The organism is Bacillus sp. SJ-10 (assembly GCF_002843505.1).
In the GTDB taxonomy this organism is placed as follows: Bacteria; Bacillota; Bacilli; order Bacillales; family Bacillaceae; genus Bacillus; species Bacillus velezensis.
On record NZ_CP025258.1, the window covers coordinates 300,813 to 322,690 of the forward strand.

Below are 21,878 nucleotides of genomic sequence, written 5' to 3' on the forward strand. Positions count from 1 at the left end.
CTGCTCCGCTCCCCCCTTCTGTGATCTGTTTTTGTCACGTTAAATTCTCCTCAAGCATGTCAAAGATGTCTCCCATTTCATCCATCTCAAGATCCTGCGCGCTGAAATCGCTCGGCGTAAATTCTTTCTCCTCTTTGGCCGTGCAATGGCGGATGATCATTAAGAGATTGTCTTTAAACCGCTGCATCTGTGTTTCGACGGTGCTTCTTTCATATTCTTCCTGATTGTATGAGCAGGAAATGACGAAGCGGCCGCCTGTAACCATCCCGCTGAAGCTCAGTGCGTATAACGCCTCTGACTCTTCGCTGACTTGACGTCCCATATCATATGGAGACGGCTCAAACCATTCCGTTTTCACTTCATTGTCAAACTGCCCTAAGTAGTTAAAACTGATTTCAGGCGCGGCGCCTTGTTCTGTTTCATCGGATGACAGATACCGGAGAATCCCGTATCCTACACCTTTATCAGGAACGCGCCGCACCGTCTCTTTTACCGTTTTAATGACGGAAGAGATGCCGTCTTCCTTGCTGATTTGCAGAATCAAAGGATATTGGGCCGTAAACCAGCCGACCGTCCGTGAAATATTGACATTCGGTATGATTTCTTCCCGGCCGTGTCCTTCTAAGTTGATGCCGACTTTGCCGTTTTCCGTCCATTCACCGATCGTTAAGCCGAGCGCGCTGAGCAGAATGTCGTTGATTTCCGTTCCGTACGGATGATGAACATCTGTAAGCAGCTGTGCCGTTTCTTCCTCAGTTAATTCACATTTCACGGCCGCCGTATGTTTGACGAGCCGTTTGTTCGGATCATGGTCTTTCGGCAGCGGCCGGAGTTCTTCCGCATCTGCCTGCGCCCAATAATCCGCCTGCTTTTTCAGCTCTTCTGATTGCGCAAATGTGTTCAGCGCCTCCGCCCAATCTTTAAAGGAGTGGGTTTTTTGCGGGAGGACGATGCTGTTTTGCTGCTGCGCCTGTTTATAACCTGAAGCGAAATCCTCAAGCAGAATTCTCCATGAAACCCCGTCCACGACGAGATGGTGAACCGCGATTAACAGATGATCGCCTTGTTCTGTCCGGTATTGCTCCGCTTTTAACAGCGGGCCGTTCTCCAGATCCAGACTTCCCTGAAGATGATCGGCAAGCCGCTGAATCTGGCTTTTCAGCATATCCTCGTCAGTTCCGTACAGATCAACGATGTCAAAGCTTGCCTTGCATTCTGTGACAGGGAGGTATGTCTGAATGATGCCTTCCCTTTCTTCACGGTACACCATGCGGAGCGCATCATGGTGTTCAATCAATGCTTGCAGGGTTTTTTCCACCAGGTCCGGATCAAAGCCGTCTTTCGCGTGAAGCATGACGGATTGATTCCAGTGGTGTTTGTCCGTGAAGTTTTTCTCAAAGAACCAGCGCTGGATCGGCGTTAACTCCGCTTCGCCTTCGACAGGTCCCTGGTCGGCCTGCTTGCCTTCCGTTCGCTCCACATAGGAGACGAGCTCTTCAATGGTCGGGTGCTGGAAGAGGTCTTTCATCTCCAGCTTGTAGCCGTGCTGGTTCAGACGGCTTGCCATTTGGATGCCTTTGATCGAGTCCCCGCCGAGCGTGAAGAAATTATCGCTTACGCCGATCTGGTCAAGACCGAGCACTTCCTGCCAAATGTCAGAAAGCAGCGTCTCCATCTCCGTTTCCGGCGCTTTGTACGCGGCGCTTCCCGCTTCAATGTCAGGCGCCGGCAGGGCTTTTTTGTCAATCTTGCCGTTTGCGGTGACCGGAAGCTCGTCCATCTCCACCCAGAACGCCGGCACCATGTAGTCAGGCAGCGTGTCTTTCAGCGCGGCTTTGAGCGCTTCAATATCGTCCTGCTGAGGCGCGACATAGGCGCAAAGCGCGGTATTGCCCGCTTTGTCTTCCACCGTCGTCACCGCTGCGTCATGAACGTCCGCAAGCCGGGCGAGGCGGACTTCGATTTCTGAAAGCTCGATCCGGTAGCCCCGCACTTTGACCTGCTGGTCAATACGCCCGATGTATTCGATCCCGCACTGCGCGTTCCATTTGACGAGGTCGCCGGTCCGGTACATGCGCTCGCCGGGCACGAACGGATCTGCAGTAAACCGCTTCGCCGTTTCTTCTTCACGGTTCAGGTATCCGCGCGCCAGACCGCGGCCGGCCACGCACAATTCACCGGCAATGCCTTCCGGCTGCACCTGATCGCCGTCGCCAAGAATATAAACTCTCGTATTGGCAATCGCCCGTCCGATCGAAAGCGATCCTTCCTCCGGATTGATGACGCCGCTTGTCGCGACGACGGTGTTTTCCGTCGGGCCGTAGTTGTTGACGATCGTGTACGGCTGTTTCACCGCCCGCTTCAGCTTGTCGCCGCCGACGAGAAGCATGCGGAGAGAAGTATTTTCCAGCTCCATAAATTGTTCGGCGAGCTGCGTCGGCAGGAAGGTGATGGTCACGCCGTGCTCTTCGAAATAGTGATTTAAGCGGGTGATATCCAGCCGGATCGCTTCGTCAATGACGTGAAGCTCCGCGCCGATGGTCCATGTCGGGAACATTTCCCAGATGGAGGCGTCAAAACCGAAGCCCGCGTATTTGGCGCTTTTATCATCCGCCGTCATGGCGAATGCGTCGTGATGCCAGAAGCACAGGTTCACCAGCGCATGGTGTTCGACCATGACACCTTTCGGCTGTCCGGTCGTTCCTGACGTGTAAATCATATAAGCGAGATGATCCGCCGTTGTTTCCGTCTGCGGGTTCGCTTCATCATTTTCATCAAGCGGCAGGCTCAGAATGGAGCGTCCGCCGTCAAGCAGGATCGTTTCTCCTTTGTAGCTGTCCGGCACGCCCAGCGCTTCCTGTGTGAGAAGAAGCTTCGCGCCGCTGTCCTGCAGAATGTAGCTGATCCGCTCTTCCGGGTAGTCGGGGTCAATCGGCACAAATGCCGCGCCCGCTTTCAGGACGCCGAGTACGCCCGCGGCCATTTCCAAGGACGGTTTCGTCAGGATGCCGACACGCTCGTCAGCCGTGACGCCGCAGTCCATGAGAATGCGCGCGATGCGATTCGCCCTTGCGTTCAGCTCGCCGTACGTCCATTTCGCGCCGTTGTATGCCGCGGCCGGCCGGTCCGCGTAGCGGGCGGCCGTTTCTTCAAAGAGACGGTGAACCGTTTTGTCCCGCGGCACAGAAATTGTTTTTCCTTTCCATTCGTCAAGGAGGGCTTGTTTTTCAGCATCGCTGATCAGTGAAATCTCAGGCAGCTTTCTGTCCGGACTTTCTGCCGCTTGCTTCAGAATCCGCAGGAACCCGGCGCTCCACTTTTCAATTGTTTCTTTTTTAAACAGATCAGCCGCATATTCAAACTGAAGGCCGAGACCTTCTTGATCCGTAAAGCCGCCGAGTGTCAGATCGAATTTCGCCGTGCCTTGGTTCGACTCATACGGAGTGATGCGCAGGTTCTCCAGTTCCAGTGTTTCTTTATCCGGATCTTCTGTCGTCACCATGACTTGGAACAACGGATTTCGGCTCATATCTCTCGGCAGGTCAAGCTTTCCGATCAGATCCTCAAACGGATAATCCTGATGCGCCAGCGCGTCGAGATTGGTTTGTTTCACCTGTTCGAGCAGCCCGGCGAAGGTTTGCTCTTTGCGCGTTTCATTGCGAAGCGCAAGCGTATTGACAAACATCCCCGGCATTTCCTGAACTTCGGCGCTCGTTCTTCCGGCGGTCACCGAGCCGATAATGATATCGCGCTGCCCCGTGATTTTGCTCAAAAAGACATGGAACGCGGCGTGAAGCACCATATGAAGAGTCGCTCCCGATGATTCCATTAATTCACGCACCGCTTTTTCCGTTTCACGCCCCGCTCTGAAACGGACGGATTGTCCTTTAAAACTTTGAACCGGCGGACGGGGGAAATCGGTCGGCAGATTCAATTCAGGAAGCTCGCCGGAAAATGCGGAGAGCCAATAACGCTCATGGTCTTTCATCCGTTCGGCCTGCTCAGGTTCATTCTGCCAGACGGCGAAGTCTTTATAGTGCAGGTTCGGCGACGGCAGGCTCCCGCCTTTGTAAAGATGAGCGAGCTCTTTGACCAGCATGCTTCTGGATACGCCGTCGGCAATAATATGATGCATATCCAGCAGCAGCAGGTGTTTCTTTTCATTCAGTCTGACAAGAGCGGCCCGAATGAGCGGAGCCGCGCTCAGATCAAACGGCTTAATGAATGCCTGAATGATAAGATCCGCTTTCTCCTCGTCTGCTGCTTCAAAGATGTGCAGGTCGATGTCAGCCTGTTCTGCGATCTGCTGCATCGGGCGGCCGTTTTGATCGATAAAGGACGTCCGCAAAGACTCGTGGCGATTGATCATCTGATTGAGCGCTTCCTGAAGCCTTGAAATATTGACTTCTCCTTCCATCAGAAGAACGGACGGCATATTATAGCTGATTGTCTCCCGGTCAAGCTGGTTCAGGACGTACATCCGTTTTTGGGCGGATGATAACGGGTACGCGTCTGCACTGTCTGCCGGTGAGATCATCCGATATCCCTCAGATACCGCTGATTTTTCGATATATGCGGCAAGCAGGCGGACAGTCGGCTGTTCGAACAGCGCTTTTAACGGAACCGTTTTGTCCAGTTCAGCCTGAATATTGGCGAGGAGCATCATGCCTTTTAAAGAGTGCCCGCCGTAATCGAAGAAATTATCGTCGATGCCGAGCGTATCCGTACCGAGTGTCTGTTTCCAAATGCGGCACAGTTTTTCCTCCAATTCCGTTTCCGGCAAGGCTGAAGCTGTTTGCGCCGTTTGGCTGACGCCCGGTTTCGGGAGGGCGTTTTTATCGGTTTTTCCGTTGGCTGTGAGCGGAATGCGGTCTACTTGCACGAAATAGGCCGGGAGCATATGAGACGGCAGTGTTTCGGAAAGCCGTTTGCGAAGCTCAGAGCCTTTCAGCTCGCTGCCGGCTTTATAGTACGCGCACAGTTCCGGCAGCCCGCCTTCGCTGACTGCGAGAACGACCGCCTCCTGAATGCCGTTTACGCTTAACAGCACGGTTTCAACCTCTTTTAATTCAATGCGGTAGCCCCGGATTTTCACCTGATCATCCGCACGGCCGATAAATTCAATCGTCCCGTCAGGAAGCCTGCGGACGACATCTCCCGTTTTGTACATGAGGCTGTCCGGTGAAAAAGGATTTGAGAGAAATTTCTCCGCCGTCAGCTGCGGACGGTGAAGATATCCTCTGGCAAGCCCCTTCCCGGTAATATAAAGCTCGCCGCTTGCGCCCGGAGGAACGAGCTGCATTGCTCCGTCCAATACAAGCGCGCCGGTATTCGCGATCGGGCGGCCGATGACGGGACGCTGCTCATATTGATCAAGGCGCTCCATATTGATCCGTCCCGCAATGGCGCCGATCGTCGTTTCCGTCGGCCCGTAGTGATTGATGAAGTCGGTATGGGCGTATACGTCATGAAACTTGCGGACATCGGACGTGATGATCTTTTCTCCGCCGAGCACCACTAAACGAAGCGGGCTGAAACGGCGTTCTGCCGCAAAGCGGGCTGTATTGACGATCATATGGAACAATGACGGCGTCAGTTTCATATACGTAATGCCGTTTTTCTGTATATACTCACCAAGCTGATCAGGCGCGGTGTACGTCTCTTTCGGCACAATGTGCAGCTCTCCGCCCGCCTGAAGAATCGGGAATATAGCCGTATAGCCGAGATCAAATGCGTAAGAAGACAGCAGCACAGATTTGTCAGCTTCGGTCAAACCGGCTTCACGGCTGAACCATGTGACATAATTGATTAGATTGCGGTGCTCCAGCTGGACGCCTTTCGGTTTGCCCGTTGTTCCCGAGGTATAAATGATATATGCAAGCTGGTCGGCGCCGGGCTCCGTTTCAAGCCGATCGGCGCTTTCGTTCTGCCATTCTCCGTCTTCCATTACGACCGTTTTTCCTTTATAAACGGCGGCCGCGGTCATGTTTCTCTCATTGACGACCAGAAGCTTCGTTCCGCTGTCTTCAAGAGAGTAGCGGATTCTCTCTTCAGGAGTCTCCGGATCAATCGGGAGAAATGCCGCTCCGGCTTTCATGACGCCGAGAATCGCGGTAATCAAGTCGGCCGAACGATCCATCATAATGGCCACGATGTCCTCACTGCCCGTTCCGCAAGCCTGAAGGTGGCGGGCAAACCGGTTCGAGCGTTCATCAAGCTCACGATATGTCAGACTTGTTCCGCCCGCAACCGCCGTGAGATCAGGCGTTTTTTGCGCTTGCCGTTCAAACAGCGAAACAAAAGTGCCCTCAGGCAGATCCGCTTCCGTACGTTTTTCATCAGAAAGGAGCGCTTCCCGTTCAGGAGCGGACAGCAGGCTTGCGTCGGCCAGCTGAATATCCGGATTTTCAGCGCAGGCTTTAATCAGATTGACAAAATGAGCGCTCCAGCTGCGGATGGTTTCGTCCGCAAATAAGGCTTTCGCGTAATCAAAGCTCAATCCGACCTCTTCTCCGCGTTCAGCCGCTTCTAAGGAAAGATCAAATTTAGCGACATGATGATGCATGGAGTATGAAGAAATCTCCAAATCTCCGAGCCGCAGGGCCGGGATCTCCATGTTCTGCATATTAAATAACACGCTGAACAGCGGACTCCGGCTTGTGTCCCTCGTTAACGGCAGTTTTTCAATTAATTCTTCAAGCGGATAGCTTTGATGCTCAAAAGCTTGAAGGCTCGCTGTTTTCACCTCATCCAGAAATTGTTTGAACGTTTTTTTGCCGATAGGATGCGACCGAAGCGCAACTGTGTTGACAAACATGCCCGGCACGTCTTGGAGATCAGGATGCTGTCTTCCGGCCGCCGGAGACCCGACTACGATGTCTTCCTGCCCCGAATATTTGGACAGCAGCACTTGAAAAGCGGCTAACAAGAACATGTACATCGTCGTATCCGTATCAGCCAGCAGTTTCTTAATCTGCGCCGTCACCTGTTTATCAAGCCCGAAGATGACGCGTTCCCCTTCAAAACTGCGCTCGGCAGGACGCGGGAAATCAAGCGGCAGATCCAGCACCGGCAGATCGCCTTTGAACGTATCAAGCCAGTAGGCTTCGTGCTGATCGAGATTTGCTTTTTCACGCTGCCAGACTGAAAAATCCTTATAATGAATCTTTGGCAGCGCAAGCTCCGTGCCTTGATAAAGCTTCGCAAGATCACCGATGAAAATGCCCATTGAGCTTCCGTCCGTAATAATGTGGTGCATGTCAATCAGCAGAAGATGCCGGTCTTCTTCAAGCCGGATCAGCTTCGAACGGACAAGCGGCGCGCGGTTGAGCACAAACGGTCTGATAAAGGCTTTTGTCAGCTCTTCTGCATCTTCTTCCCGGCCCTCGGCGGTTTCAAGCTCAAACGACACATTTTTATGAATGGTCTGCACGACTTCTCCATCTGCCATGTCAAACGACGTACGCAAGGTCTCATGACGGTTGATTAATGCCTGCATGGCCTCCTCAAGACGCTTTTTGTCTACTGATCCTTCCAGCAGAAGTACAGCAGGGACGTTGTAGCTCGTGCTGGCCTGTCCGAGCTGATTAAGGATATACATCCTGCGCTGTGCTGAGGAAACAGGATAATGCTTCTGATAAGGCGCTTGTCGGATCGGTTCAAACTGCTGCTCCTCCTCGCTCTCATGCTGCAAATAATGCGCAAGCTCCTGAATGGTCGGCTTTTCAAATAACACTTTAATCGGCACTTCTTTTTGAAAGTGCTCCTGGATTTTAGCGGTCATCATCATGGCTTTTAAAGAATGTCCGCCAATCGTGAAGAAATTGTCAGTCACACCCGCTTTTACACCGAGAATGCCTTCCCAAATGTCCGCGAGTTTCTGCTCCGCTTCCGTTTTCGGCGCTACGTATTCTTTTTGAACGGCTTCAGCCTGAGGCTCAGGCAGCGCTTTTTTATCAATCTTTCCGTTCGCCGTCAGCGGAAACTGATTCATCTGGATGAAGTGCGCCGGAATCATGTATTCCGGAAGTGATTCCGAAAGCGTTTTGCGCAGGTCTTCCGGCGAAAGGGCTTGGTCTGCGGTAAAGTAAGCGCAGATTTCATTTTCATCCGCTTTATTTTTCCGGATCACAGCCGCAGATTCCGTCACATTCTCCGCCTGGCTGATTTTCGCCTCGATTTCGCCGAGCTCGATTCTGAAACCGCGGACCTTTACTTGGTTGTCAATTCTGCCGAGAAACTCGATCGTGCCGTCCGGAAGCCATTTCGCCAAGTCCCCCGTCCGGTATATCATTTCATCCGGTCTGAACGGATCGCGTACAAACTGCTTCTCCGTTAATTCAGGCAGATTCACATAGCCTCTTGCCACTCCGCTTCCGCCGACGCACAGCTCACCCGGCGCGCCGATCGGCTGGAGGTTGCGGTTTTCATCCATAATGTACGCAGTGGAATTTCCGATCGGCTTCCCGATCGGGATCGAACCGTCATAATCCTGATCAATGAGAAAACTCGTCGAAAACGTCGTATTCTCCGTCGGCCCGTAGCCGTTCCAAAGCGACAGCTCCGGTGATGCCTTCCTCACTTTGCTGACGATATGCGGCACAAGCGCATCACCGCCGATGATGAGGTGCCGGAGCGTGTTAAACATGCCGGCATCCTTTTGGGCAAGCTGATTAAACAGCGGAGACGTCAGCCACATGGTCGTGATCCGCTGCTCTTTCAGAAATTGGGCGAATTGTCCGGCGTCAAGCAGCGTCTCTTTTTTCACCGGGTGCAATGACGCTCCGTTCAGCAATGCGCCGAAGACTTCGAAGGTTCCGGCATCAAAGCTGACGGCTCCCGTTTGCGCCATCCGGTCTTCTTCATGAACCGGCACGTAATTCGAATGTTTGACGAGCCTGATGATATTTCTGTGTTCAATCATGACGCCTTTCGGTTTGCCGGTCGATCCGGATGTATACATGATATACGCCAAGTCGTTGCCGCCGGCCGGAAGATTCAAGTCTGTTCCGCTTACCGTTTCATCCGCGCTTTCATCCAGCATGACGACCGGGACTTGCAATGTGCCCGCTTGTTCTTGATAGTCCTGAACTGTCAGCACGAGCCGAATCGAGCTGTCTTCCGCCATAAAGCGGAGACGGTCCTCCGGAAAAGCCGGATCAATCGGCACATATGCGCCGCCTGCTTTTAGGACGGCAAGCATTCCGATAACGGTTTCCGCAGACCGGTCGTTCATAATAGCGGCGGTCCGGCCTTTTTCCAGCCCGCTCTTCACAAGGCGCCTCGCCAGGCAGTTGGCCGCTTCGTTCACTTCACGGTAGGTCCATTCGCGTCCCGCTTCTTTTATCGCGATACTTGCAGGCGTCCGGTTTGCCTGTGCTTCAAACAAACGGTGAACGGCCTCCTCTTCCGGAAGCGCCGTTTTCGTATCATTGAATACCTCAACAATCTGCCGCTCTTCTTCGCCTGAAACAAGGCCGAGTTCCCCCACGGGCGCGTCAGGCGTTCCGACCGCGGCTTTCATCATGCGGGTCAGATGGTGCGCCGTTCGTTCGATGGCATCATGAGCAAAAGCCGCTCCGTTGTATTTGATTTTGACAGTCCACGTTTTTCCCGGATACACGATGAGATTGAAATCAAAGCTCGTCTGCTCAAAAGCATGCTCCACTTTAATGGAAAAGCCGAGTCTTTCCTCCATGCCCCCGTTTTCCAGCTCTTTGTCCAGCGGATAGTTTTCAAACGCGACCAAATGATTCAAGAGGCTGCCGTCCAGGGCGGAGCGCTTTTGAATGTCATAGAGCGGCACATAATCATAGCGCTCGGCTTCCACGGCGTTTTTCTGAACTGCCGCCATCACGTCCGAAAAGGCTGCATCTTTGTCAATCTTGATTCTGACGGGAATCGTATTGATGAACAGCCCCGCCATCGTTTCAATGCCGTTGATTTCTGAAGGACGGCCTGATACAACGGTGCCGAACACCACATCGTCTGTATAATTGTATTTGCTGAGCACCGCACCCCAAACGGCCTGAAACAGGTTAGGCCCCGTGACTTGATGCCGGTTGGCGGTCTGCTGAATCTGCGCGACCAGCTCCTCATCCCAGACAAAAGAATATTCTTCATTTTGGTAGTCTTTCTTTTCTGCTGCCAGACGGCCCGGGAGCAGGCTCGGCTGTTCGAAATCCGCCAGGCGGCTGCTCCAATATTGTTCCGCCTCCTCATAATCCCGGCCTCCGAGCCATTTGATATAGTCAGAGTAAGGTTTGCCCTGGCTTCCCCCGGCGGGCCGGCCGGCACGAAGCGCTTCATAGTTTTGAAACAGGCTTTTCATCAAAACGCCCATACTCCAGCCGTCCATGACGATATGATGATTGCTCCAGACGAGATACAGCTCCTTCTCACTGAGTCTGAACACCGCCGCTTTAAAGAGAATATCCTTCGCCAGATGAAAGCCCTGCTGCTGCACGCCGCGTTTATAGCGTTCAATATACTCAGTTTGGCGCGCTTCATCTAATTGACTGATATCTTCATAGTGCACCTTCGTCTTCCGCTCCGCCAATACGACTTGGCGCGGTTTTTGAAGCTGCTGGTGCACGAATACCGTACGCAGGATGTCATATGTCCGGATCAGCTCATTGACGCTTTTTTCAAAAAGCTCCAGCTGAAAGCTTCCGTGGATCCTAAGCTCTAATTGTGTGAAGTAGGAGGAAGAATGCGGATCAAGCAGCGCATGATACAGCATTCCCTCCTGCATCGGTGTGAGTGCATACACCTTTTGAATCGATTTTTTGCTCATATGTCACCTCTGTCTTTTCTGTTAGAGAATTTCCATTAATTTATCAAGTTCATCAAGCGTCAGATCATCATCGCCAAGATCACTAGGCGTAAGCTCAGGTCCGTCTTGGGCCAGGCAGTGATCTATGATTTTCAAGAGGTGCCCTTTAAAGCTGTCACTGAACGATTGAATGGTTTTTTCATGAAATTCGAGAGAATGATAGGCAAACGTCATCGTCATCTTCCCATTTTCTATAAATCCGACAATATCAAGCGCATTCGGCTTCTCTGTGTCAGGGCTCAGCGATTGTCCTGACGGCATCCCGGATCTTGTAAATAAGCCGGAATCCGACATCTCATTAAACTGGCCTAAGTAGTTAAAGCTGATATCCGGATCAATCTCAAATGAAAGATTCTCTTTATGCTCGGGCGCCGTTACATAACGCAGAATGCCGTAGCCGACTCCTTTGTTCGGAATGTGTCTGATGTCTTCTTTCATTTGTTTCAGCTGATATGAAAGATCGTCGGCGTGCTTCATCTCAAGGATCATCGGATACATGCTCGTAAACCATCCGACCGTCCGGGTGATATTCAAGCCGTCAAGAATGTCTTCGCGCCCGTGGCCTTCCAAATGAACGCCGATCGTGTTTTCACCCGTCCACTCTTTCAGCGCCAATCCGAGCGCCGTGAGCAGGATGTCGTTCATTTCGGTGTGATAGGCTTCATGTACGTTTGTCGTCAGCTGTTCAGTTTGTTCAGGCGTCAGAGAGAAGCTGACCGTTCTCGTATGTTTCATGCGCTGATCACCAGACTGCCTGTCTTTCGGAAGCTGAGTGCACACCTCTTTTTCCTCAAGCTCTCTCCAGTAATCCGCTTCTTTCAGAAACGCCTTCGTATTTGCGTATTCTTTGATTCTCTCGGCAAATTCGGCGAATGAATGTGTTTTCGGCGGCAGCGCCGGTTCATTGCCTTGCTTCAGCTGCGTATAAACGGACGTGAAGTCCTCCAGTAAAATCCGCCAAGATACACCATCCACGACTAAGTGATGGATTGCGAGAAGAAGGTGGTCTCCATCTTCAGCCCGGAAGAGCCCGGCCTTCAGCAGATGTCCTGTTTCCAGTGAAATACTGCTTTGAAGACGGTCTGCTTCCCTTTCGATACGGTCCTCATGGTCTTCAGCAGGTCCGTTCAGCTCAAAGACGTTCAGTTCAACAGACACATCCTCAAGTCCTCTGTAATACGGTTTTTGTTCACGATAAATCATCCGGAGCGCATCATGGTGCACCGTCAGGACATGTAATGTTTTTTCTGTTATCTCCGGATCAAAGCCGTCTTTCGCGTGAAGCATGACGGATTGATTCCAGTGGTGTTTGTCCGTGAAGTTTTTCTCAAAGAACCAGCGCTGGATCGGCGTTAAGTCCGCTTCACCTTCGACAGGGCCCTGGTCGGCCTGCTTGCCTTCCGTCCGCTCCACATAAGAGACGAGTTCTTCGATGGTCGGGTGCTGGAAGAGGTCTTTCATCTCCAATTTATACCCGTGCTGGTTCAGGCGGCTCGCCATTTGGATGCCTTTGATCGAGTCGCCGCCGAGCGTGAAGAAATTATCGCTTACGCCGATCTGGTCAAGACCGAGCACTTCCTGCCAAATGTCAGAAAGCAGCGTCTCCATCTCCGTTTCCGGCGCTTTGTACGCGGCGCTTCCCGCTTCAATGTCCGGTTCCGGCAGGGCTTTTTTGTCAATCTTTCCGTTTGCGGTGACCGGAAGCTCGTCCATCTCCACCCAGAACGCCGGCACCATGTAGTCAGGCAGCGTGTCTTTCAGCGCGGCTTTGAGCGTTTCGATATCGTCCTGCTGAGGCGCGACATAGGCGCAAAGCGCGGTATTGCCCGCTTTGTCTTCCACCGCCGTCACCGCTGCGTCATGAACGTCCGCAAGCTGGGCGAGGCGGACTTCGATTTCTGAAAGCTCGATCCGGTAGCCCCGCACTTTGACCTGCTGGTCGATACGCCCGATGTATTCGATGCCGCACTGCGCGTTCCATTTGACGAGGTCGCCGGTCCGGTACATGCGCTCGCCGGGCACGAACGGATCGGCGGTAAACCGCTTCGCCGTTTCTTCTTCACGGTTCAGGTATCCGCGCGCAAGTCCGCGGCCTGCCACGCATAATTCACCGGCAATGCCTTCCGGCTGCACCTGATCGCCGTCGCCGAGAATATAAGCTCTCGTATTGGCAATCGCCCGTCCGATCGAAAGCGACCCTTCCTCCGGATTGATGACGCCGCTTGTCGCGACGACGGTGTTTTCCGTCGGGCCGTAGTTGTTGACGATCGTGTACGGCTGTTTCACCGCCCGCTTCAGCTTATCGCCGCCGACGAGAAGCATGCGGAGAGAGGTATTTTCCAGCTCCATAAATTGTTCGGCGAGCTGCGTAGGCAGGAAGGTGATGGTCACGCCGTGCTCTTCGAAATAGTGATTTAAGCGGGTGATATCCAGCCGGATCGCTTCGTCAATGACGTGAAGTTCCGCGCCGATGGTCCATGTCGGGAACATCTCCCAGATGGAGGCGTCAAAACCGAAGCCCGCGTATTTGGCGCTTTTATCATCCGCCGTCATGGCGAATGCGTCGTGATGCCAGAAGCACAGGTTCACCAGCGCATGGTGTTCGACCATGACACCTTTCGGCTGTCCGGTCGTTCCTGACGTGTAAATCATATAAGCGAGATGATCCGCCGTTGTTTCCGTCTGCGGGTTCGCTTCATCATTTTCATCAAGCGGCAGGCTCAGAATGGAGCGTCCGCCGTCAAGCAGGATCGTTTCTCCTTTGTAGCTGTCCGGCACGCCCAGCGCTTCCTGTGTGAGAAGAAGCTTCGCGCCGCTGTCCTGCAGAATGTAGCTGATCCGCTCTTCCGGGTAGTCGGGGTCAATCGGCACAAATGCCGCGCCCGCTTTCAGGACGCCGAGTACGCCCGCGGCCATTTCCAAGGACGGTTTCGTCAGGATGCCGACACGCTCGTCAGCCGTGACGCCGCAGTCCATGAGAATGCGCGCGATGCGATTCGCCCTTGCGTTCAGCTCGCCGTACGTCCATTTCGCGCCGTTGTATGCCGCGGCCGGCCGGTCCGCGTAGCGGGCGGCCGTTTCTTCAAAGAGACGGTGAACCGTTTTGTCCCGCGGCACAGAAATTGTTTTTCCTTTCCATGCGTCAAGGAGGGCTTGTTTTTCTGTTTTATTCACCAATGAAAGCTCAGAAAGCTTCGCGGCCGGATTTTCCGCTGCGGCTTCTAACAGTTGAAGCCAGTAATGCTTCCATGTCTCTGCCGTTTCCGGTTTAAACAGCGCGGTGTTATATTCAAGCACAAACGTTAAGCCTTCGTCTGTGTCCTCAGCCGTCATTGTCAGGTCAAACTTGGCTGTTTTTCTGTCAAACGGATGGTGCTTCAGCTCAATTCCTTCCATGACCAGATTTTCCGCATTTGCATTTTGCATTGAGAATACCGCATCAAACAGCGGATTTCTGCTCGTATCACGCTGCACCTCAACCTTTTGCAGAAGGTCTTCAAGCGGATAATCCTGCGCGTCAAATGCATGTAAAGCGGTTTGTTTCACTTCTTTAAGATAGTCCGTGAACGTTTTGTCCGCTTCCGGATACGTACGAAGCGCGAGTGTATTCACAAAAACACCGATGACGTTTGTGAGATCCGCATGTGACCGTCCCGCAACCGGCGAGCCGACAATGATGTCATGCTGTCCGCTCAGTTTTGAGAGAAAGGCGCTGTATGACGCCAGCAGCACCATGTACATGGTAGAATCCGTTTGTTTCGCAAGACTGCGAAGAGCCGACGTCTGTTCCTCAGTCAGAGAAAAGACCAGCTTGTCTCCTTCAAAGGTTTGCACGGCCGGACGGCTGTAATCAGCCGGCAGCGTCAATACCGGAAGCTCGCCGTCAAGCTCCCGAAGCCAATGCTCCTCCTGCTTGCGGTACTGCTCTGATTGAATAAATTTCTGCTGCCATACCGCATAGTCTTTATAATGAATCCGCAGCGGCTCAAGCGTTTCGCCGCCATACAATCGGGACAGTTCATCTATCAGCACGCCGACTGAAGCGCCGTCCGAAATGATATGGTGCATATCAAACAGCAGCAGGTGGTCATGTTCAGCCAGCTTGACCAGTCCCGTTCTGACGAGAGGAAGCTGATCCAGGCGGAACGGCCGGATAAAGCTCTGAATAATCCGTTCAGCATCTTCTTCAGAGGCTTCATAATATTCCATGTCGATATCAGCTTCCGCCCATATGCGCTGAACCGTTTCTCCATCCTTTATGTCAAATGTCGTTCTGAAGGCTTCATGGCGTTCTGTCAGCTGTTTCATGACGGATTTCAGCTTTTCTGCATCAAGCTTTCCTTTTAAGCGGAGCACAGACGGCATGTTATAGCTTGTTTCAGCGCCTTCCAGCTGCTGAAGCACGAACATCCGCTTCTGCGGTGAAGAAACCGGATACGTTTCCCGCTCGGCCGCCGGTGTGATGCTCTCAGCCGCCTTCCGCTCAGCCCCTTCAATCAGCTGCGCCAGCCCCGCAGCCGTCGGAGAAGTGAACAGATCCTTTAAGGTAAGCTGCACGCCGAATGTCTTCTGGATAAGGGCCAGCAGTTTCATCCCCGCTAACGAGTGGCCCCCGATCTCAAAGAACTGATCATGGACGCCGACACGTTCCATTTGCAGCACCTCAGCCCAAATATCCGCCAGTTTTTGTTCTGTTTCGTTGCGCGGCGCCGTATAAGACACGGCATTCGCTGCGGTCACATCCGGCATCGGCAGCGCCCGTCTGTCGATTTTTCCGTTCCCTGTAAGAGGCAGTTCATCCAATTGAATAAAGACGGACGGAATCATATAAGCCGGAAGATCCTTCGCCGTATGCTCCCTCAGCTCCCGGGAAGAGATTTCTCGGAGGCCGACAACATACGCGCAAAGAAGTTTGTCACCCGCGCCCTGATCCACAGCGAGCACAATGCATTCCTGAATCTGGTCATGGCTTTGGAGCTGATGCTCAATTTCGCCAAGCTCAATCCGCTGACCGCGGATTTTCACCTGATGATCGATACGTCCGATAAACTCGATATCGCCATTCGGAAGCCATCTGGCCAAGTCGCCCGTTTTATACATCCGTTCACCTTCCTTAAACGGATGCTCTACAAATTTTTCTTCCGTCAGTTCAGGACGGTTGTAGTACCCTTCTACGAGACCTTCCCCGCTGACGCACAGCTCTCCCGCGATACCCGCCGGCTGAATGCGTCCGGCTGAGTTCATAATAAAGACTTCCGTATTGCTGACCGGTTTCCCGATCGGAACGGAGAGCGTATCCTCTTCAATGACATCCACCGGATGGTATGTCGCAAACACCGTGCTTTCCGACGGGCCGTACATATGAAGCAGTCTTCCTTTTCCGACTGCCGCCAGCGCTTTTTTGACATGTTCTACAGACGCTCTTTCGCCCCCGAACATGATTTTCCGAAGCGTCGTCAGACAGGACGGCTCCATATCAACAAGCAGGTGGAACAGGGCCGTCGTAATCATCAGAATGCTGACGTTCTCCCGTTTGATCACACGGGACAGGCGTGACATATCCAGCACCGTATCTTTCGGGACGATCACAAGCTTTGCACCGTTTAACAGCGAACCGAACATATCAAACATAAAAGCGTCAAAGACGTAGTTTGACAGACCGAGCACTGTGTCCTCTTCAGAAACAGTCAAATAGTTCGTGTTTTTTACCGTCCGCAAAATGTTGGCATGTGTGACGATGTTTCCTTTCGGCGTTCCCGTCGTGCCTGATGTATAAGTGAGATTGGCAATCGTTTTGGAATCAAACGGCAATGCTGGATTGCGAGAGTCCTTTTCATAGCTCGCCTCATCATCAGCAAGCACAATGACGCCTTGAAAACCGGCCTTTTCCGCAAGCGGCTTGAGGCTTTGCTGAGTCATGAGCACATTCGCCCCGCTGTCGCGGAAGAAATGCTGAATCCGCTGAACCGGATGCTCAGGATCAATCGGCACATAGGCGGACCCCGCTTTTAACACAGCCATAATGGAAACAATCATATCCATTGACCGTTCACACAGAACAGCCGCGGTTTTTCCGCCGCCTCCGACCGAAAGAATATGCCGCGCAAGCCTGTTGGCGCGTTCATTCAGCTGCTGATACGACAGGGTTTCCCCTTCGAACTGAAGAGCCGTCCGGTCAGGGTTCTTTCGGGCTTGTTCTTCAAAGATCTGCACGATCGTTTGCTCTTTCGGGTATGCCGTGCGTTCCGGGTTGAACCGCTGTAATTGAGTCAAAGCCTCCCGTTCAGAAAGCAGATCATATTCGCTGATTTTCGCATCCGGCTGAGCTGCCGCTCTCTCCAGCAGACGGACATAGTGCGCAAGCATGCGATCCGCAGTTGAGCGCTTAAACAGCTTCGTGCAATAATCCAAATCAAGCGCAATGCCTTCCGCTGTTTCCCGGGCCTGCATGGTCAGGTCGAATTTGGCGATATTGAAGTTTGTTTCATAAAGAGCCAGCGTCAGATTACCGATCTCCGGAATTCCGTCCGAAGCATTTTGCAGACTGAACATCGTGTCAAATATCGGATGCCTGCTCATGTCCCGGGGTACGTTCAGCTCCTCGGTCAGCCACTCAAACGGATAATCCTGGTGGGAAAACGCATCCAGCACCTGCTTGCGCACATGACCTAACAAGCCGGCAAATGTCTGACCCTGCTTCACGGAGCTTCGCAGCGCAAGCGTGTTGACAAACATCCCGATAAGCCCCTCGGTATCAGAGTGGTTTCTTCCCGCTGATGGTGTTCCCACAATGATGTCTTCCTGTCCTGAATACTTAGAAAGCAGCGTATAGTATGCCGATAACAGCACCATGTAAAGGGTGGCTCCGTTTTTCTCGGCAAGCTTCTGCAGCCGTTCCCGCAGCATTTTCGACAGCTTGACGGACACGCGGTCACCTTCAAAGCTTTGCACCTGCGGCCGCGGATAATCAGGGAGCAGCTGAAGCACCGGCAGTTCCCCGCTGAAGACTTCTTTCCAGTACGCCCGCTCCTTCTTGTAGCCTTCTTTCGCCCGTTCCGCCTGCCATACGGCATAATCTTTATATTGAATGCGCAATTCAGGCAGCTGATTTCCCCCGTAGATGTCAGCCAGTTCCTTCAGCATGATGGAAATAGACACCCCGTCAGAAATCAGGTGATGCATATCAAACAGCAGCAGATGACGATTGTGACCGAGCGTTTGCAGGCCGATTCTGAACAGCGGCGCCTCAGATAAATCAAAACGGCGCACAAAGTCCTTCATGACCTGTTCATTCGTTCTTCCGCGCGCTTCGATCATTTCAATATGAAACGGAACATGCTCGCCAATCACTTGTCTCGGCGTGCCGTCCTCTGATTGAAACGATGTTCTGAGCGCTTCATGCCTGCTGATTAAGGCAGAAAATGCACGCTCAAGCTTTTCACGGTCTAAAGCGCCCTCAATCATGGCCGCAGCCGGCATGTTATATCCGACTCCCGCGTCTTCAAATTGGCTTGCGATATAAGTCCGCTGCTGAGCGAGCGAAAGCGGATAGCTCGCCTGCTTCTCAGCCGGCTCAATTGCATTGAATGCCGGTCCTTCGTTTCGGTTTTCCGCATAATCGGCAAGCGCCGCAATCGTCGGATGCTCAAACAAGTATTGCAGCGGAATTTCAACGCCCATTTGCTTATGAATTTTCGTCAGAAGCGTCATTGCCTTTAATGAATGACCGCCTGACTCGAAGAAATGATCATAAATGCCCGCCTTGTCCATTCCGAGGACTTCCTGCCAGATGACGGTGAGCATTTCCTCCGTTTCATTTCTCGGCGCGGCATATTCGGATGAGCTGACAGCCTGCACATCAAGCGCAAACAGCTTTTTGCGGTCCGCCTTCCCGCTCGGCGTGAGCGGAATTTCGTCCGTTTTTGTAAAGTAAGCGGGCACCATGTAATCAGGAAGGTGCTTGGACACATACTCCCTGTACTCGGCAGGGTGAAACTCGGTTCCTTTTTCCTGAACGATATATGCGCAGACATCTAAGCTGCCCTGCTGATCCGGCCGTGCCAGCACGACGGCCTGCGCCGCGCCCGGAGCTTTTCTGAGCACCGTTTCAATTTCTCCCAGCTCAATACGGTAGCCGCGGACTTTCACCTGATCATCTTCACGGCCGATATATTCGATCGTCCCGTCCGGCAGCCAGCGCGCCATATCACCCGTGCGGTACATGCGGCCGCTTCCGTTAAACGGGTCCTGCAAAAACTTCTCTGCGGTCAAATCCGGAAGATTTAAATAGCCGCGGCCTACACCATCACCCGCGATATACAGCTCACCGGCCGTGCCGTCGGGCTGAAGCCGCTGGTGCTTATCCAATATATACAGACGGGCGTTGCCGAGCGGTTTTCCGATCGGAACGTACGCCGCCTGTTGATTCATTCCGTTATCGGCTGACATCTGATGCACGGACGCATCTACGCACGTTTCTGTCGGCCCGTAGACATTCGTCAGACGCGGCGTCCTGCCCGATTGATGAAAGAGCGTCATCAGCTGTTCAGCAACAGCCGCGGACAGGCCCTCTCCCCCAATGAGCATGTGGCTGAGTTCAATTCCGCTGACATCTCCGGCCGCAACCATCATCTGCAGATGTGCAGGCGTTCCGTCAGTGGCTTCAATCCGGTTTTGACGATAATAGTCCAGCAGTGCCGAGCCATTCGTCACAGTCGTTTTCGGCACGATATAAAGCGTCTGTCCCAAAAGAAGCGAAGCGAATATCTGTTTGACGGACGCATCAAAATGAAACGGAGCCAAAAGCGCCATTCTTAACGTCTGCTCACCGCATTGATAAATCTCCTGCTGCAGTGATTGCACCAGATGATGAACTTGCCGGTGCTCAATCATCACGCCTTTCGGCCGCCCCGTTGTACCTGACGTGTAGATGATGTAAGCCAGCCGGTCTGATTGTGTGCTGACACCGTCCGCAGCCGTCTCATACTGAACAGCCTCGTCAAAATCAATCCGTTCGGCATCCGCTGCAGGCGCCTGTATTCCGGCTTCCGTCAGAACAGCCTTCGCTCCGCTGTCCTCCAAAATGTACTGAATCCGATCCGCCGGAAAGTCAGGATCTATCGGCACATAGGCGCCGCCCGCTTTCAAAATTCCCAATATTGCCGCAATGACACGCTCAGAACGGCCAAGCAGCACCGCGACAGGAGAATCGGCTGATATCCCGGCTTGAAGAAGACGTCCGGCAATACGTCCTGACTGTTCATGCAATGTGCGATAGGACAATGTTCGACCTTCATACACAACCGCGGGTTTGTCAGACAGTGACTTCACTTTCTCTTCAAACAGCCCCGGAATCGTCATCTCCTTGCGGTAATTCACCGGATTACCGGAGGCCCGTTTCAGCAGCCGCTCTTTCTCGGATTCAGAAAGAAGAGTAAGTTCATCAATTATGCGATCAGGAGATGAAATCGCATCTTCAATCAGCGTGATCAAACGTTCAGAAACAGATTCAATCTCTTCCCCCTTGAAAATGTCGCTGCGATAGTCAAAATCAATTGTCAATTTCCCGGTGTCCCATCGTTCCTTCACATGAATTGAAATATCATTTGTACCGCTTCCGCTGAAAATAGGGTCTGTCAGGAAGGACAGATTCTCTTTTTTCTGCCACTGCATCACCTGGTACTCCAGAGCCACCGTAAACAATCTGCTCAGCGAACTTTTCGAAGCGCGCAAATCATTGACAAGCAGGTTATACGGATACTTTTGGTGGCGGAGAATTTTCATCAGATCCTTCATCCGGCCTTTAACGAATTCCAAGAACGACTGTCCTCCGTCAACGCTTGTCCGCACAGGCACCGTAGATACGAACATCCCGAGCATCTGCTTTTCTTTCGCATTCGTCCGGTTTCCCATAAACGTACCCGTGACAACGTCATCACGGCCGGTCACTTTGTAGAGATAAGTGATCAGAGCTGACTGGAACAGAGACAGTACGCTGACTTTATGCTCCTCGCAGAATGAATGAATGCGGCCATATAAGTCGTGAGGAATTTCTTGAGAAAACCGTTTCGCATTAAGACCCGCATCTGCCTGGCTCCGTTTCAGGGACACAAGCTCCGGCACGGTCTCAAACTGCCCGTTCCAAAAATCCCGATCCTTTTTAAACCGCTTCGACTGCACATATTCCTGCTCTGTCAGCACGTGCTCAATAAAAGAAGGAATCTCCGTCTGTTCCTCACTTGTCCCGCCTGAAAGCTCCAAATAAATATCAGTAATCGCATTGCCCAGAATTGTCATGGAAATCCCGTCTGAAATAATGTGATGCACATTAGCGTAAAACCAGACCTCATTTTCACTGATCGTGTGCACGGAAAAACGGAATAAATCCTGATCATATAACGCCAGAGGCTTGCCAGCTTCTTCACGCCCCCATTTGGACAGCTCGTCCGCAGAGCAGCCGGCTTGCCTGATATCCGTGTGCCCGATAGAGAGCGGACGGTATTCGCTCACATATTGAACGGGCTCCCCCTCATCATCAAGCCGCAGACGGATTCTCATCGACTCATACCGCCGGACGAATTCCTGTATCGCTTTCTCAACGTAATGAGCCTGTACGCCGTCTTCAGAAATGAGTTTCCCGAAACCGGCTAGATTTGAAATGCTTGTGTTCGGATAGAATTTTTCTGTATACCAGATACGTTTTTGAGCATTTGTTAAAGGATAAAAAGTTATTTCCATATGTGTGCGCCTCCCCTTTTTAAGATAAAGTTGTCAATTCTCCCTTAGAAACAGCCTCCCTCTATGTCCCTAACTCATTCTCAAGCCAAAAGAACCACTTACCTCCAAAAACGATCCCGATTCAATCACCGCCGAAATCCGTCATCCGTTCACCCGCGCAGTCCGAAATACGGCATCAAATTTATGAGAAATCAAGACAAAAAGCCATTGATTGTAAGCACGAAAGGTTTACCTATTTCTGCATGTATTTCTATATATCTACTTACGTTCACTTTATATGAAAATATTGTTTTTATCACCGAAAAAT

At 52.4% G+C, this 21,878-nt stretch carries 2 protein-coding genes; both read right to left on the reverse strand.

What is annotated here, in order from left to right:
- Positions 1-34: 34 nt before the first annotated feature.
- The gene (gene srfAB / locus CXL14_RS20490; protein WP_101287638.1) at positions 35-10,795 is read right to left on the reverse strand and encodes a surfactin non-ribosomal peptide synthetase SrfAB; all 10,761 of its coding nucleotides are present in this window, start codon (positions 10,793-10,795) and stop codon (positions 35-37) included.
- A gap of 21 nt (positions 10,796-10,816) precedes the next feature.
- Positions 10,817-21,571 carry a surfactin non-ribosomal peptide synthetase SrfAA gene (srfAA, locus tag CXL14_RS01615; protein ID WP_101287640.1) on the reverse strand — a complete coding sequence of 3,585 codons (10,755 nt, stop codon included), beginning with the start codon at positions 21,569-21,571 and terminating at the stop codon, positions 10,817-10,819.
- Positions 21,572-21,878 lie beyond the last annotated feature (307 nt).